This window comes from Candidatus Nitronereus thalassa (assembly GCF_032191465.1).
Taxonomy (GTDB): Bacteria; Nitrospirota; Nitrospiria; order Nitrospirales; family UBA8639; genus Nitronereus; species Nitronereus thalassa.
Genome location: NZ_JAQOUE010000001.1, coordinates 566502 through 584510 on the forward strand (window position 1 = coordinate 566502; position 18009 = coordinate 584510).

At 54.0% G+C, this 18009-nt stretch carries 6 protein-coding genes; all 6 read left to right on the forward strand.

The features are described 5' to 3' along the window. The first annotated feature begins 38 nt into the window (after positions 1 to 38). On the forward strand, positions 39 to 740 hold the full coding sequence (locus PPG34_RS02695; protein WP_313831596.1) for a hypothetical protein: 702 nt from the start codon (positions 39 to 41) through the stop codon (positions 738 to 740). Further along, on the forward strand, positions 737 to 6982 hold the full coding sequence (locus PPG34_RS02700; protein ID WP_313831597.1) for an immunoglobulin domain-containing protein: 6246 nt from the start codon (positions 737 to 739) through the stop codon (positions 6980 to 6982). The genes PPG34_RS02695 and PPG34_RS02700 overlap by 4 nt, the downstream gene beginning before the upstream one ends. Before the next feature lie 19 nt (positions 6983 to 7001). After that, positions 7002 to 7406 (forward strand): M48 family metalloprotease, encoded by a 405-nt coding sequence (locus tag PPG34_RS02705; protein ID WP_313831598.1) that lies wholly within the window; start codon positions 7002 to 7004, stop codon positions 7404 to 7406. A gap of 483 nt (positions 7407 to 7889) precedes the next feature. Further along, positions 7890 to 8540: a hypothetical protein gene (locus tag PPG34_RS02710; protein WP_313831599.1), complete on the forward strand. Its 651-nt coding sequence runs from the start codon at positions 7890 to 7892 to the stop codon at positions 8538 to 8540. Continuing rightward, positions 8537 to 17101, forward strand: coding sequence for an InlB B-repeat-containing protein (locus PPG34_RS02715; protein ID WP_313831600.1), 8565 nt, complete (start codon positions 8537 to 8539; stop codon positions 17099 to 17101). The genes PPG34_RS02710 and PPG34_RS02715 overlap by 4 nt, the downstream gene beginning before the upstream one ends. 145 nt (positions 17102 to 17246) lie before the next feature. Then, positions 17247 to 17996, forward strand: a complete 750-nt coding sequence (locus tag PPG34_RS02720) for a TIGR00266 family protein (RefSeq protein ID WP_313831601.1) — start codon at positions 17247 to 17249, stop codon at positions 17994 to 17996. Positions 17997 to 18009: the final 13 nt, after the last annotated feature.

Sequence of the window (18009 nt, forward strand, 5' to 3'; positions counted from 1 at the left end):
TGATTTTCTCAATAAAGAGGTAATGGGGAGCACTAATAATGAGTGTATTGGCCAAAAAGCATTTCATTTCTCTAGTTATCCTTGGATTGATATTTGTCTTAAGCCCTCATGCCTACAGTGGACATGGGGCCACCAATGTATTACGACAAAATTTGGGACAGCTTACCGAGGCAGCAGATATCATTTTGGTTGGCAAAGTGATCGAAATGACAGATGGTCTGGCCGAAAACAACCTTCCCTACACCGAGATTACGTTTGAGGTCAGTCAAACAATTAAGTCCGGTGGGTATCAATTCGTCACCTCCCCTAATTGGGAACGCAGAAACACTACGGCACTACCTGGACGCCAAACCTTTACCTATCGGCAATTTGGGCTCTTAAAACCCAGAGATATGGGAGATGGAAAAACTTTGGCTGTCACCTTAGATGGATTCCCCAAATACACAATTGACGAAGAAGTGATGGTGTTTCTCTATAAGCCCGCCACACAAACTGGGTTTCGAACAACCGTGGGATTAGCGCAGGGGAAGTTTTCTATCAAAAAAGGAAAAATGAGGAACATCATCAATAACCGTCATCTGTTTGCCAATATGGAGATCGAGCGGGAGAACCTACAGGCTAGCGAACGACAGATGATGACACAACGATCGGGTCCCGTTGATGCCGACATGATGATTACCCTTGTCTCGCGCGCGGTGAAAGAAGGTCTGTTTAACCGCTTTAAAGTTGCACCAGAATGAAAGTATTCACTTCCAAATCATTTCAGGTATTACTTTGTTGCCTTTTGAGCTTGTGGAATGCAAACCCGACCCATGCTGGCGGTCCGATCTCTCTTTTTGATAGCGGGACGCCGACTCTCTGGGGAGGAGGAACCTTTGCCACGTTTCCCATCCCCTATCTCAAGGATCAAGGTCCATTAGGCCCCTTGACCAAAGGTGAAGCTGACGCATTAACGACATTTAGCATGAACGAATGGGATGCCGTTTCCAATTCAACATTTTCAGTGATTGACGGCGGGGATACTCCCTTCGACATTACATCCGCCAATGCTTCCAACTATCTCTTTACGTTTCATGGCGCGGTCATTGATGTGGTGTATGATCATGATGGAACAATTTGCACAGCCATATTTGGGTGTCCTCCCGGCGTTCTCGGATTAGGAGGTCCTATTTTTACTGGAACCGCTGTGCCTGAAATAGCTTCAGCTATGGTCCTCATGAACGGAGCCACGATTGATCCCTTAGATCCGGGAGGAGCGGCATATCGCGTAGTGTTCAGCCAAGAAGCCGGACATGCCATTGGCCTGCATCATGATCAAACCAATGGAGCCGTGTCCTTTTTTGGTGATGAATCTTCTCCCACTGGGTGTCCCAGCGTGGGCACACCAACATTCTCCGATTTTACCGCAATGTATCCCTTTGCCGATGTTACCCCCTTTGGCCCAGGCGCAGAAGCGGCTTCAATTGATCATCTTGAAGACCTCGATGCACTATCAAGATTTCATCCGGTCGCAAACTATAGCACCACGACTGGCACCATTACTGGCACAGTCTTTCAATCCGATGGCATCACCCCAGTCAATGGCGTCAATGTCATCGTGCGAAGCATGACCAATCCATTTGGCGATGCACGCTCGACCATCACAGGCGACCTAGATTGCAATTCCCCTGGGTGTAAATGTTTTGATGACCCTCAATGTACCCCGAGTAATGCATTTGAAGGAACCTTTGTTATTACCGGCTTGACCCCAGGGGTTAACTACACCTTAGCCATTGACAATATCGTCGACGGAGCCTTTCCCCAACTTCCGGCCCCTGTATTTACTGAAGAGTATTGGAATGACACCTCAGAATCTGGCAATGCGTCGACGGACAATCCCTGCGACCTCACTCCGATCATTCCGACTGCCGGGTCCACCTTCGTGGCGGACTTTCTTCTAAATGCCCCAGATACTACTGGACCCACTGTCACGATTAACCAAGCCGCCGGACAAACAGATCCCACCAACGCCAGTCCCATCAACTTTACTGTCATCTTCAGCGAACCCGTGAATGACTTCGCTACCGGCGATGTGACCCTAGGTGGAACGGCTGGGGCAACGACCGGCATCGTCACCGGCAGTGGCACCACCTATAACGTGGCCGTCACCGGTATGACCTCAGACGGGACGGTCATTGCTACAATTCCCGAAGGCGTCGCCACAGACAGTTTCAGCAATGCGAATAGTGCTTCGACCAGTACCGATAACTCCGTCACCTTCTCCCCCGACACCACAGGGCCCACCGTCACTATTAACCAAGCCGCTGGCCAAACGGATCCAACCAACCTCAGTCCCGTGAACTTTACCGTGATCTTTAGTGAACCCGTTTACAACTTTGCCACCGGCGATGTGACGCTGAGTGGTACGGCTGGCGCCACCACAGCGACGGTTACTGGCAGTGGCACGACCTATAACGTCGCCGTTAATGGAGGCGCTGGAGCCTATACGTGGGACGGAAATTCGTGGGCAGATTACTCGGCATTCATGAGCCCAATTACTTCTAGTGTCAAAGCGAACTTGCAAGCGATCATGACCGTTGGGCAGGCCAACGGCCGCGTCCTCGGTCGCATGGGACAAATTGGAGATTCCATCACCAATTCATCGGCATATTTCAGGAATGGCATTTTGCATGGTTCATTGGGAAATGAGACCAACCATGATTACAGCAACATCCGTTCATGGATGGCCTATAGCGGCACCCAACCGGCCGATAATTCTTCTTTTTACAATGCTTATGGGAAAGGTTGGCCATACGGAAACTTTGGAGGATGGACCATCCGTGATGCCGTCACTGCAGGCCACCCATCTGTGGCAGTAGAAGTTGGAGATGGAATTACCCCTGGCCAGTTCTCCTGGGCTCTTCTCATGTTTGGCACCAACGACATCGACAATTTTAATTGGGATGCACAAGCGTGGAAATCGGAATACTCAACATTTATTCAGAATTTCATGGCCCTCGGCGTCGTGCCTGTTTTAAGCACGATACCGCCTGAACAAGCCCACATCGGCGATGGACGCGTTGAACTGGCCAATCAAAAGATCAAAGAATTGGCCAATGAGCTAAATATTCCTTTCGTGGATTTCTATGCCCTCGTGCTTCACTATCAACCGATTAACTGGGTGGGTACGCTAATCAGCAGTGATGGGACTCACCCGAGTGCTGGCGGCGGGGGGCGAGATTTTTCACAAACTGGTCTGACTTCCAGCGATGGGTATGCGGCACGAACCAAACTTTCGTGGGACATGGCCGAAAAACTGAAGGCCATCGTTTTTGATGATGGACCCCCAGAAGACACGATGACCTCAGAGGGCACCATTATCGCCACGATCGCGGGCGGCGTGGCCACCGATAGTTTCGGCAATCCCAATACGGCTTCCACAAGTACCGACAACCAAGTCACATTCTCCACTGATACGACCGGCCCGACCGTCACCATCAATCAAGCCGCCGGGCAACCTGATCCGACCAATGTCTCGCCAATCAACTTTACGGTCGTCTTTAGCGAACCAGTGGCAGATTTTGCCACCGGGGATGTCACATTGAGTGGAAACGCTGGGGCCACGACCGCCACCGTGACGGGCACGGGCACCACCTACAACGTGGCCGTCAGTGGGATGACCGCGACTGGCACCGTCACCGCCACGATTGCCGCGGGCGTCGCTTCCGATAGTTTCGGCAATCCCAACACCGCTTCGACCAGTACGGACAATGTGGTGAGCTATACCGTCCCGACCGGGTCTCCCGTGGTGGCCTGGACGGCCGTGACCCAGAACCCCAACGGCACGTGGACAGATTCCTCCTGGGACAATCGCAGTTTTCGGATTCTGCTGAAAGGCGAAAACATCACCGAGAGTGGGGCTACCGTCCAGCTCACCCTCCGTGGCCGCGCCTCTAGCAGTTACACCCTCCAACGGGTCTCGCTCGTCCAGCGCGAGGGAAGTACACTCAATGGCCTCGATAGCACCTTCGCGCCCGTCACCTTTGGGGCCGCGTGGGAGGCCGGGGTCACGGTCCCCGCGGGCGGCACCATCACCAGTGATCCGCTGGCCTTCGACCTCGTCACCGGCCAGGATGTCTTTGTCACCTTCTGGGCGCCGGCGGGCAATCCCACAGTCTGGCGTGGGGGGGGCGGTAGTGGCACGACGGTGTGGACCATCATCAATGAGGATCAGTCCGCCGCCATCGACTGGGGCAGTTTTACTACCGAAACAAACAGTTCAATACTGTATGCCACCGACCAACTGGAGGTCGTAGTGACCAGCGGGCCGGATTTGGCCCCGCCGGTGGTCACGCCACCAGCACCGAGTACGGTGGCGGCCGTGGATGCCACGGGCACTCCAGCCAGTGCGCCGGCGATTCAAGCCTTCTTGACGGGGGCCACTGCCATTGACAATGTGGATGGCGATCTGAGCAGCGTCATCACGCATAATGCCCCGGCGCAATTTCCTTTGGGGTCGACGGTCGTGACCTTCAGTGTGACGGATACCGCCGGCCATACCGGGACCGCGCAAGCCACCCTCACCGTGACGGATCAAACCCCGCCGGTGCTGACTCCGCCCGGGTCAATCGCCGTGCTCTCCCCCGATGGCAATCCGTTACCGGCCACCGAGCCGGCGATCCAAGCCTTCTTGACCGGCGCCACCGCCACGGACAACGTGGATGGCGATCTGAGCAGCGTCATCACACATGATGCTCCCGCACAATTTTCGGTAGGCGCCACCGTGGTCACCTTTGGTGTGACGGATACCGCCGGGCATACCGGGACCGCGCAAGCCACCCTCACCGTGACAAGCCCGAATGTCGCGCCGAGTATTACGCAACAGCCCCTGGACCAAAGTGTGATCGAAGGCCAACCGGCCACGTTTACCGTGACCGCAATCGGGTCGACCCCGTTGAGTTATCAATGGCAGCGGGATGGCGTGAATATTCCCAACGCCACGAGTGCAAGTTATACGGTCAATCCCACGAGTGTGAATGATAGTGGTGCAACCTTTGCGGTGATGGTCACCAATCCGGCGGGCAATATTACCAGTGCGCCCGCCACGCTGACCGTGACGCCGCCAGGCGGTGGGTCCGTGGTGGCCTGGACGGCCGTGACCCAGAACCCCAACGGCACGTGGACAGATTCCTCCTGGGACAATCGCAGTTTTCGGATTCTGCTGAAAGGCGAAAACATCACCGAGAGTGGGGCTACCGTCCAGCTCACCCTCCGTGGCCGCGCCTCTAGCAGTTACACCCTCCAACGGGTCTCGCTCGTCCAGCGCGAGGGAAGTACACTCAATGGCCTCGATAGCACCTTCGCGCCCGTCACCTTTGGGGCCGCGTGGGAGGCCGGGGTCACGGTCCCCGCGGGCGGCACCATCACCAGTGATCCGCTGGCCTTCGACCTCGTCACCGGCCAGGATGTCTTTGTCACCTTCTGGGCGCCGGCGGGCAATCCCACAGTCTGGCGTGGGGGGGGCGGTAGTGGCACGACGGTGTGGACCATCATCAATGAGGATCAGTCCGCCGCCATCGACTGGGGCAGTTTTACTACCGAAACAAACAGTTCAATACTGTATGCCACCGACCAACTGGAGGTCGTAGTGACCAGCGGGCCGGATTTGGCCCCGCCGGTGGTCACGCCACCAGCACCGAGTACGGTGGCGGCCGTGGATGCCACGGGCACTCCAGCCAGTGCGCCGGCGATTCAAGCCTTCTTGACGGGGGCCACTGCCATTGACAATGTGGATGGCGATCTGAGCAGCGTCATCACGCATAATGCCCCGGCGCAATTTCCTTTGGGGTCGACGGTCGTGACCTTCAGTGTGACGGATACCGCCGGCCATACCGGGACCGCGCAAGCCACCCTCACCGTGACGGATCAAACCCCGCCGGTGCTGACTCCGCCCGGGTCAATCGCCGTGCTCTCCCCCGATGGCAATCCGTTACCGGCCACCGAGCCGGCGATCCAAGCCTTCTTGACCGGCGCCACCGCCACGGACAACGTGGATGGCGATCTGAGCAGCGTCATCACACATGATGCTCCCGCACAATTTTCGGTAGGCGCCACCGTGGTCACCTTTGGTGTGACGGATACCGCCGGGCATACCGGGACCGCGCAAGCCACCCTCACCGTGACAAGCCCGAATGTCGCGCCGAGTATTACGCAACAGCCCCTGGACCAAAGTGTGATCGAAGGCCAACCGGCCACGTTTACCGTGACCGCAATCGGGTCGACCCCGTTGAGTTATCAATGGCAGCGGGATGGCGTGAATATTCCCAACGCCACGAGTGCAAGTTATACGGTCAATCCCACGAGTGTGAATGATAGTGGTGCAACCTTTGCGGTGATGGTCACCAATCCGGCGGGCAATATTACCAGTGCGCCCGCCACGCTGACCGTGACGCCGCCAGGCGGTGGGTCCGTGGTGGCCTGGACGGCCGTGACCCAGAACCCCAACGGCACGTGGACAGATTCCTCCTGGGACAATCGCAGTTTTCGGATTCTGCTGAAAGGCGAAAACATCACCGAGAGTGGGGCTACCGTCCAGCTCACCCTCCGTGGCCGCGCCTCTAGCAGTTACACCCTCCAACGGGTCTCGCTCGTCCAGCGCGAGGGAAGTACACTCAATGGCCTCGATAGCACCTTCGCGCCCGTCACCTTTGGGGCCGCGTGGGAGGCCGGGGTCACGGTCCCCGCGGGCGGCACCATCACCAGTGATCCGCTGGCCTTCGACCTCGTCACCGGCCAGGATGTCTTTGTCACCTTCTGGGCGCCGGCGGGCAATCCCACAGTCTGGCGTGGGGGGGGCGGTAGTGGCACGACGGTGTGGACCATCATCAATGAGGATCAGTCCGCCGCCATCGACTGGGGCAGTTTTACTACCGAAACAAACAGTTCAATACTGTATGCCACCGACCAACTGGAGGTCATAGTGACCAGCGGGCCGGAACAGTAAGCCCATAAGTTTGCATCTTATGGCCTGGCAGGAAGTGTGGCTCTATGATTCTCCGGACCCCAATGCATTTGCCGCAGGACCTTCTAAAAACAACTCCATGGTCGCCGTTTCGACAGGATTGTTGCAAAATCTAAGTGAAGGTGAAGTGCGCACTGTGCTCGCACATGAAATGGGACATGTGTATAACGGTAACATGTTCACCACCACTGTCCTGGCCGGACTGATGAATACCTTCGTGTATTTCATTAGCCGAATGGTTTACAGACAGGTCGCTAAACGCAATGCCATGTTGGGTTTTGCTGTATATTTCTTCCTTCAAATTGTCTTGTCTATCTTAGCGATGATTCCGATCAGCTGGTGGTCGCGACGCCGAGAATTTTCTGCGGACCGCTTTGCCGCGAATACCGTTGGCAAGGAACAATGATCTCGGCCCTTCAGGCCATCGATCGATGGGTCAACCAAGTGCAATACCAATATCACACGGAAGATGCGCTCGCGACCATGAAAATTTTATGGTCAAACGAGTAGTTTCATGCAAATCTTCTCAACCCATCCCCCAATCGAAGCACGAGTGGCTGCGCTGCAAAAACAATAAGAATAGCAATTTTTCTGTCATTCCACATAAAAAGCCGTCAATTCAAAAATTGAATTGACGGCTTTTTTCCTTTTGAAATCCAAGTCACTCTCATTTTTCATCTGTATTTAAAGAGCACAATTAAAAACACCCTCCAATACATTCTCCATACCCCCTTTTCTATTTTTTAATTTAATACCTATGTCATACTGCCCGAAAAGATAAAGAATCGCTGAAATCAAGAAATATCTTTAAAGAACGTTTCTTAAGAGAGATGACACTATGAGGTTAAGGTTCAAAAAGTCTTCCATTACTGCCCTTGCAGTAGGACTAATGATGACCGCCTGTAACATTGCCTATGGCGGACATGGGGCCACCAATGTATTACGACAAAATTTGGGACAGCTTACCGAGGCAGCAGATATCATTTTGGTTGGCAAAGTGATCGAAATGACAGATGGTCTGGCCGAAAACAACCTTCCCTACACCGAGATTACGTTTGAGGTCAGTCAAACAATTAAGTCCGGTGGGTATCAATTCGTCACCTCCCCTAATTGGGAACGCAGAAACACTACGGCACTACCTGGACGCCAAACCTTTACCTATCGGCAATTTGGGCTCTTAAAACCCAGAGATATGGGAGATGGAAAAACTTTGGCTGTCACCTTAGATGGATTCCCCAAATACACAATTGACGAAGAAGTGATGGTGTTTCTCTATAAGCCCGCCACACAAACTGGGTTTCGAACAACCGTGGGATTAGCGCAGGGGAAGTTTTCTATCAAAAAAGGAAAAATGAGGAACATCATCAATAACCGTCATCTGTTTGCCAATATGGAGATCGAGCGGGAGAACCTACAGGCTAGCGAACGACAGATGATGACACAACGATCGGGTCCCGTTGATGCCGACATGATGATTACCCTTGTCTCGCGCGCGGTGAAAGAAGGTCTGTTTAACCGCTTTAAAGTTGCACCAGAATGAAAGTATTCACTTCCAAATCATTTCAGGTATTACTTTGTTGCCTTTTGAGCTTGTGGAATGCAAACCCGACCCATGCTGGCGGTCCGATCTCTCTTTTTGATAGCGGGACGCCGACTCTCTGGGGAGGAGGAACCTTTGCCACGTTTCCCATCCCCTATCTCAAGGATCAAGGTCCATTAGGCCCCTTGACCAAAGGTGAAGCTGACGCATTAACGACATTTAGCATGAACGAATGGGATGCCGTTTCCAATTCAACATTTTCAGTGATTGACGGCGGGGATACTCCCTTCGACATTACATCCGCCAATGCTTCCAACTATCTCTTTACGTTTCATGGCGCGGTCATTGATGTGGTGTATGATCATGATGGAACAATTTGCACAGCCATATTTGGGTGTCCTCCCGGCGTTCTCGGATTAGGAGGTCCTATTTTTACTGGAACCGCTGTGCCTGAAATAGCTTCAGCTATGGTCCTCATGAACGGAGCCACGATTGATCCCTTAGATCCGGGAGGAGCGGCATATCGCGTAGTGTTCAGCCAAGAAGCCGGACATGCCATTGGCCTGCATCATGATCAAACCAATGGAGCCGTGTCCTTTTTTGGTGATGAATCTTCTCCCACTGGGTGTCCCAGCGTGGGCACACCAACATTCTCCGATTTTACCGCAATGTATCCCTTTGCCGATGTTACCCCCTTTGGCCCAGGCGCAGAAGCGGCTTCAATTGATCATCTTGAAGACCTCGATGCACTATCAAGATTTCATCCGGTCGCAAACTATAGCACCACGACTGGCACCATTACTGGCACAGTCTTTCAATCCGATGGCATCACCCCAGTCAATGGCGTCAATGTCATCGTGCGAAGCATGACCAATCCATTTGGCGATGCACGCTCGACCATCACAGGCGACCTAGATTGCAATTCCCCTGGGTGTAAATGTTTTGATGACCCTCAATGTACCCCGAGTAATGCATTTGAAGGAACCTTTGTTATTACCGGCTTGACCCCAGGGGTTAACTACACCTTAGCCATTGACAATATCGTCGACGGAGCCTTTCCCCAACTTCCGGCCCCTGTATTTACTGAAGAGTATTGGAATGACACCTCAGAATCTGGCAATGCGTCGACGGACAATCCCTGCGACCTCACTCCGATCATTCCGACTGCCGGGTCCACCTTCGTGGCGGACTTTCTTCTAAATGCCCCAGATACTACTGGACCCACTGTCACGATTAACCAAGCCGCCGGACAAACAGATCCCACCAACGCCAGTCCCATCAACTTTACTGTCGTCTTCAGCGAACCCATGAATGACTTCGCTACCGGCGATGTGACCCTAGGTGGAACAGCTGGGGCAACCACGGCTACCGTTACCGAAATCGCCCCCAATGATGGCACCACCTACAACGTGGCTGTCAGTGGAATGTCGCAATCAGGTACGGTCATCGCGACAATCCCAGGTGGCATTGCGACGAATTCCTCTGGCAATAACAACACAGCATCAACAAGCACCGATAATACAGTCTCCTTTGAAATCCTACATACCCTAACGGTGAATTTGGCTGGAACTGGAGGCATCACAATCAACAGCACACCAAACGGCATTGATTGTGGGTCAGACTGTACGGAAGATTATTTAGAGGGGACCCAAGTAACTCTTACCGCGACACCTTCACCAGGAACAGTCTTTTCCCGTTGGAGTGGTGCCTGCACTGATACGGCCCCGGCCCCGTGCATTGTAACCATGACCCAAGCTCAGACAGTAACAGCGCATTTCCTGGCAATTCTATACCCCTTAGACGTAGCGCTCATGGGAAGCGGCACAGGAAGTCTAACAACTACTAATGGAACTATTGATTGTCCAGGCGTATGCCAAGCGCTATTTCAAGTTGACTCGTTGGTGCTACTTCAGGCTCAACCAAATCCAGGATCAGCCCTTGCGGGTTGGCTTGGATCAGGTTGCACCACTGAGTCTTGCTGGATTCGCATGGATAGTCCCAAAACTGTAACCGCTATATTTGAGGTGGCAGAAACCTTAGCCGTCACTCTGGCAGGGACGGGAACGGGGGCAGTCACTAGTGATAGTGGGGCAATCAATTGCCCAGACACCTGCATGGATGATTTCCCAATAAATGCCCTTGTTACGTTGACAGGATCCCCTTCCTCAAATTCATTTTTAGAAGGATGGAATGGGTGTGGCCAAATCGTTGCGAATACATGCCAAGTAACAATGGATGCAGCCAAAAATGTTACGGCAACTTTTTCTCCTATACTTCAAGCATTGAATGTAAATATTGCATCAACTCCCACTTATTTAATCGACATGTCTTTACACAGCGAACCCGGAGATTCCATTGGGCAAGAACAGGATTGGGTAATTACAAATTCTGATTTAAACAATGGGACCCCGACCATAACTTATGATGTAACAGGAGATGGACTAGTAGATGGATTAGGACTAGCCTTTAATGGTCCTAATTTTTCCTCTCTCAATTTCAATATCACCTCGGATGAACTTAGCACCAATCTAAACCCTGGAATCTATGAAATGGCTCAACGTTACCCTTTTGAAGCTCCAGGCCACCCAGGGCTTAGTTTTACGATAAATGGAAGAAGTTGTAATAACGCAAATGGAAGTTTTCATATATTGGACATAGAGTTTAACCAATTAGATCTTACTCGTTTGCGAACTCAATTTGTACAACAATGTGAATCCCATGTTGGAGCACTACTGGGAGACATCTATTTTGAAGCAAACGCGGGAGATGGAACTGGAAGAGTAGTTAGCAACCCTCCTGGCATTAACTGCCAAGGAGGCTGCACGGTAAATTATCCCCAGGATACGACAGTTATCCTTACGGCAATTCCTGATTCAGGCTCGACATTTACTGGTTGGAGTGGAGCGAATTGTAACGGATTAGGCACCTGCTCAGTTTCTATGGCTACTGCCAAAAATATCACTGCGACTTTTTCAACCTCTTCACAACCCACACACTCCCTTACTGTAACCAAACAAGGAAGTGGTGTTATAACAAGTTTTCCTGCAGGCATTTTGTGTAAAAATGATTGCTCCGAACCCTATTTTCCAGGCACAAAAGTCACACTGAAAGGAATTGCAGATCCAGGGTATATTTTTGAGGGATGGAGTGGACTTTGCATGGGAAGAGGACCTTGCAAAGTAACCATGGATGCAGCAAAAAATGTTACGGCAACTTTTTCTCCTATACCACAGAATACCTTTCCCCTAACAGTCTCGGTTCGAGACCCACAAGTGCCATTTATTGAACTACATGTCCAGAGTGCCCCAGGAGATTTTGTTGGACAAGGACAGAATAATCTTTTCACCAATGCCGAAGGACGTCTGAGTGTGACTCCATACTTAAGTGATTTCACAGGAGACGGGGTTACTGATCGAATTAGATTCAGCTATACAACGTCCAATCCCCAATTACCCTCCCGTTGGAGCTTAACTTTGGGAACGGATAAATTAGGAAGCAATCTTGCCACAGGAAATTATTCAAATGCACAAAGAGCTGCCTTTGCGAATCCTGGTCACCCAGGGCTGGACTTTGATATGGAGTCGAGAGGTTGCAACACTGTTACAGGCAATTTCACGGTATCAGAATTTAATTCAAATTTTTTAGAAAGCGATCGACATATTAATCTCCTCCGTGCGCATTTTGAGCAACACTGTGAAGATGCAGTTCCGGCACTATTAGGAGATATTTATCTCAATGGCATTGCCGGTGATGGTGCTGGAAATGTCACGAGTGATATTACAGGTATTGATTGTGGTCTGGATTGCACAGAGTTTTATAGCCCCGGTACGATGGTTATTCTAACCGCATCCCCGCTACCCGGCTCAATTTTTACTGGCTGGAGCGGAATAGGATGTAGTGGCAGTGGAACATGTACAGTCACAATGACCCAAGCCCAACAAGTATGGGCAACTTTTTCTAAAGCGTTCGCTCTCAACCTTACAATTAATGGAAGTGGGATAGTTGACATTGCACCAGGCAGCCTCTCTTGTTCTGTTAGCTGCTCACATGAATTCACTCGCCTATCTGAAGTCACACTTTCAGCCACTCCTGATCCAGGAACTGTTTTTCATAGTTGGAGTGGAGGGGGGTGTAGTGGAAGCAACCCAACTTGTGTTGTATCAATGGATCAATTACAAAACGTCACGGCAACATTTACCTCTGATACTACAGGTCCCGCCGTCACTATTGAACAAGAGGCGGGGCAACTCGATCCAACAAACACTTCCCCAATAAATTTCACCGTCGTGTTTAATGAAGTCGTTACTGATTTTACCACCGGTGATGTCACCCTCGGCGGAACGGCCGGAGGCACGCTCCTCGGGACCGTCACTGGCAGCGGCACCACCTATAACGTCGCCGTCACCGGTATGACCACCGACGGAACGGTAACCGCCTCGATCGGGTCTGGCGTCGCCACAGACAGTTTCAGCAATGCCAATAGTGCCTCGACCAGTACCGATAACACCGTCACCTACTCTACTGATACAACCGGACCCACCGTCACCATTGACCAAGCCGTCGGCCAACCTGATCCGACCAATGCCTCGCCAATCAACTTTACGGTCGTCTTTAGCGAACCAGTGGCAGATTTTGCCACCGGGGATGTCACATTGAGTGGAAGCGCTGGGGCGACAACCGCCACCGTGACGGAAATCGCTCCCACGGATGGCACCACCTATAACATTGCCGTCAGTGGAATGGCTGGGGCCGGCACCGTGATTGCAAGCATTTCCGCAGGCGTGGCCATCGACGCATTGGGTAACGGCAACGCACTTTCGACTAGCACAGATAATACTGTCACGTATGATCCTACCCCCCCCGTGGTCACCCCGCCGGCTGATAGTACCGTCCCCGCGGTCGATGCCACAGGCACTCCCGCCAGTGCGACCGTCATCCAAACCTTTCTGACGAGTGCCACGGCCACGGACAATGTGGAGGGCAATCTCACTAATGCGATCACGCATGATGCCCCCGCACAATTTCCTCTGGGGGCTACCGTCGTTACTTTTAGCGTCACCGATACTGCCGGCAATACCGGCACCGCCCAAGCTACACTCACCATCGCCGACCAAACGTCGCCTGTTCTGACCCCACCCGGGGCGCTCGCTGTGCTTTCCCCCGATGGCAACCCGGTCCCGAACACCGAGCCCGCGATCCAGGCGTTTCTAACCGGGGCCACGGCCACCGACAATGTGGAAGGCACTCTCACTAACGCGATCACGCATGATGCCCCCGCACAATTTCCTCTGGGGGCTACCGTCGTTACTTTTAGCGTCACCGACACCGCTGGCAACACCAGCACCGCCCAAGCCACCGTCACCGTCACCCCGCCAGGCGGCGGACCACCCGTGGTCGCCTGGGAAGCCGCGACGCAAAATCCCAGTGGCGTGTGGAACAATTCCGGGGTGACTAATCGCACCTTCCGGATGCTACTACAGGGGGCGCAGATTACCGAGAGTGGGGCCACCGTCCAACTGACGCTGCGGGGCCGCACCTCCGGCAGTTACACCCTTCAGCGACTCTCCCTCCTCCAGCGCGACGGGAGTACGCTCAATGGCGTGGCCAGTACCTATCAAGAAGTCACCTTTGGCAGTACCTGGGCGGCGGGGGTCACCGTGCCCGCCGGCGCCACCGTGACCAGTGATCCCATCCCCTTTGAGCTCGTGGCCGGACAGGATGTGTTTGTGACCTTCTGGGTACCCGCCAACAATCCAACGGTGTATCGCAATGGCGGCAGCGGCATCTCCTTCTGGAGTATCGCCAATGTCGACCATACCAATACCCTCGACTGGACGGGCTTGTCGACCACCTCGGCCACCTCCTATCTGTATGCCCTCGAGCAGCTCGAGGTCATCACCGCCAGCGGCCCGGATCTCATTCCCCCCGTCATCACCCCGCCGGCTGATAGTACCGTCCCCGCGGTCGATGCCACAGGCACTCCCGCCAGTGCGACCGTCATCCAAACCTTTCTGACGAGTGCCACGGCCACGGACAATGTGGAGGGCAATCTCACTAATGCGATCACGCATGATGCCCCCGCACAATTTCCTCTGGGGGCTACCGTCGTTACTTTTAGCGTCACCGATACTGCCGGCAATACCGGCACCGCCCAAGCTACACTCACCATCGCCGACCAAACATCGCCTGTTCTGACCCCACCCGGGGCGCTCGCTGTGCTTTCCCCCGATGGCAACCCGGTCCCGAACACCGAGCCCGCGATCCAGGCGTTTCTAACCGGGGCCACGGCCACCGACAATGTGGAAGGCACTCTCACTAACGCGATCACGCATGATGCCCCCGCACAATTTCCTCTGGGGGCTACCGTCGTTACTTTTAGCGTCACCGACACCGCTGGCAACACCAGCACCGCCCAAGCCACCGTCACCGTCACCGTCCCGGATCTCATTCCCCCTGTCATCACCCCGCCGGCTGATAGTACCGTCCCCGCGGTCGATGCCACAGGCACTCCCGCCAGTGCGACCGTCATCCAAACCTTTCTGACGAGTGCCACGGCCACGGACAATGTGGAGGGCAATCTCACTAATGCGATCACGCATGATGCCCCCGCACAATTTCCTCTGGGGGCTACCGTCGTTACTTTTAGCGTCACCGATACTGCCGGCAATACCGGCACCGCCCAAGCTACACTCACCATCGCCGACCAAACGTCGCCTGTTCTGACCCCACCCGGGGCGCTCGCTGTGCTTTCCCCCGATGGCAACCCGGTCCCGAACACCGAGCCCGCGATCCAGGCGTTTCTAACCGGGGCCACGGCCACCGACAATGTGGAAGGCACTCTCACTAACGCGATCACGCATGATGCCCCCGCACAATTTCCTCTGGGGGCTACCGTCGTTACTTTTAGCGTCACCGACACCGCTGGCAACACCAGCACCGCCCAAGCCACCGTCACCGTCACCCCGCCAGGCGGCGGACCACCCGTGGTCGCCTGGGAAGCCGCGACGCAAAATCCCAGTGGCGTGTGGAACAATTCCGGGGTGACTAATCGCACCTTCCGGATGCTACTACAGGGGGCGCAGATTACCGAGAGTGGGGCCACCGTCCAACTGACGCTGCGGGGCCGCACCTCCGGCAGTTACACCCTTCAGCGACTCTCCCTCCTCCAGCGCGACGGGAGTACGCTCAATGGCGTGGCCAGTACCTATCAAGAAGTCACCTTTGGCAGTACCTGGGCGGCGGGGGTCACCGTGCCCGCCGGCGCCACCGTGACCAGTGATCCCATCCCCTTTGAGCTCGTGGCCGGACAGGATGTGTTTGTGACCTTCTGGGTACCCGCCAACAATCCAACGGTGTATCGCAATGGCGGCAGCGGCATCTCCTTCTGGAGTATCGCCAATGTCGACCATACCAATACCCTCGACTGGACGGGCTTGTCGACCACCTCGGCCACCTCCTATCTGTATGCCCTCGAGCAGCTCGAGGTCATCACCGCCAGCGGCCCGGATCTCATTCCCCCCGTCATCACCCCGCCGGCTGATAGTACCGTCCCCGCGGTCGATGCCACAGGCACTCCCGCCAGTGCGACCGTCATCCAAACCTTTCTGACGAGTGCCACGGCCACGGACAATGTGGAGGGCAATCTCACTAATGCGATCACGCATGATGCCCCCGCACAATTTCCTCTGGGGGCTACCGTCGTTACTTTTAGCGTCACCGATACTGCCGGCAATACCGGCACCGCCCAAGCTACACTCACCATCGCCGACCAAACATCGCCTGTTCTGACCCCACCCGGGGCGCTCGCTGTGCTTTCCCCCGATGGCAACCCGGTCCCGAACACCGAGCCCGCGATCCAGGCGTTTCTAACCGGGGCCACGGCCACCGACAATGTGGAAGGCACTCTCACTAACGCGATCACGCATGATGCCCCCGCACAATTTCCTCTGGGGGCTACCGTCGTTACTTTTAGCGTCACCGACACCGCTGGCAACACCAGCACCGCCCAAGCCACCGTCACCGTCACCCCGCCAGGCGGCGGACCACCCGTGGTCGCCTGGGAAGCCGCGACGCAAAATCCCAGTGGCGTGTGGAACAATTCCGGGGTGACTAATCGCACCTTCCGGATGCTACTACAGGGGGCGCAGATTACCGAGAGTGGGGCCACCGTCCAACTGACGCTGCGGGGCCGCACCTCCGGCAGTTACACCCTTCAGCGACTCTCCCTCCTCCAGCGCGACGGGAGTACGCTCAATGGCGTGGCCAGTACCTATCAAGAAGTCACCTTTGGCAGTACCTGGGCGGCGGGGGTCACCGTGCCCGCCGGCGCCACCGTGACCAGTGATCCCATCCCCTTTGAGCTCGTGGCCGGACAGGATGTGTTTGTGACCTTCTGGGTACCCGCCAACAATCCAACGGTGTATCGCAATGGCGGCAGCGGCATCTCCTTCTGGAGTATCGCCAATGTCGACCATACCAATACCCTCGACTGGACGGGCTTGTCGACCACCTCGGCCACCTCCTATCTGTATGCCCTCGAAAACTTAGAAGTCGTTCCTTAATCAGTAAAAATGGAAGTTAAAGGAATACCTCTTCTAAATTTGGGGACATTCCAATCTTATTACTGGAGATTCATGATGGGAAAATTCCGGAAATGGTATATTTCATTACTTACACACAGAATGATTGGGAATTTAGGAGAATCTCATGAAATGTCATGAAGTCGATTACCATATAATTGGACATGAGATGCAGCTGGTGGAGGTGGATCTTGATCCTGGTGAATCAGTCATTGCAGAGGCTGGCGCTATGAATTATATGGAAGAAGGGATTACCTTTGAGGCCAAAATGGGAGATGGGTCCACGCCAAACGAAGGCATCATGGGCAAACTCTTGGGGGTGGGGAAACGAATGCTTCTCGGCGAATCAATCTTCCTCACTCACTTTACAAATAGAAGCCCGGCAAAAAAATGCGTGGCATTTTCTGCTCCATATCCAGGTTCGATCATTCCATTGAACATGGCGGATTTTGGTGGTGAAGTGATCTGTCAAAAAGACGCCTTCCTCGCGGCGGCGTTGGGCACAAGCATCCAAATCACGTTTCAGCGAAAACTGGGGACGGGAATTTTCGGTGGCGAAGGATTTATCTTGCAAAAACTCGTGGGCGATGGAATGGCCTTTATGCACGCTGGTGGAACGGTAGTTAAAAAAGATTTACAAGGTGAAACGCTTCGCTTAGACACGGGTTGTCTCGTTGCTTTTACCCAAGGAATAGATTACGCCATTGAATCAGCGGGAAGCTTAAAATCGATGTTTTTTGGTGGCGAGGGGTTTTTCTTAGCAACCCTCCATGGAACCGGAACAATATGGATTCAGAGCTTACCCTTCTCCAGGCTCGCTGAACGCATAGTCCAAAGCGTTCCAGGTCTGGGAATCAATCACCAGGATGAAGGATAGGTTATGCGGGATG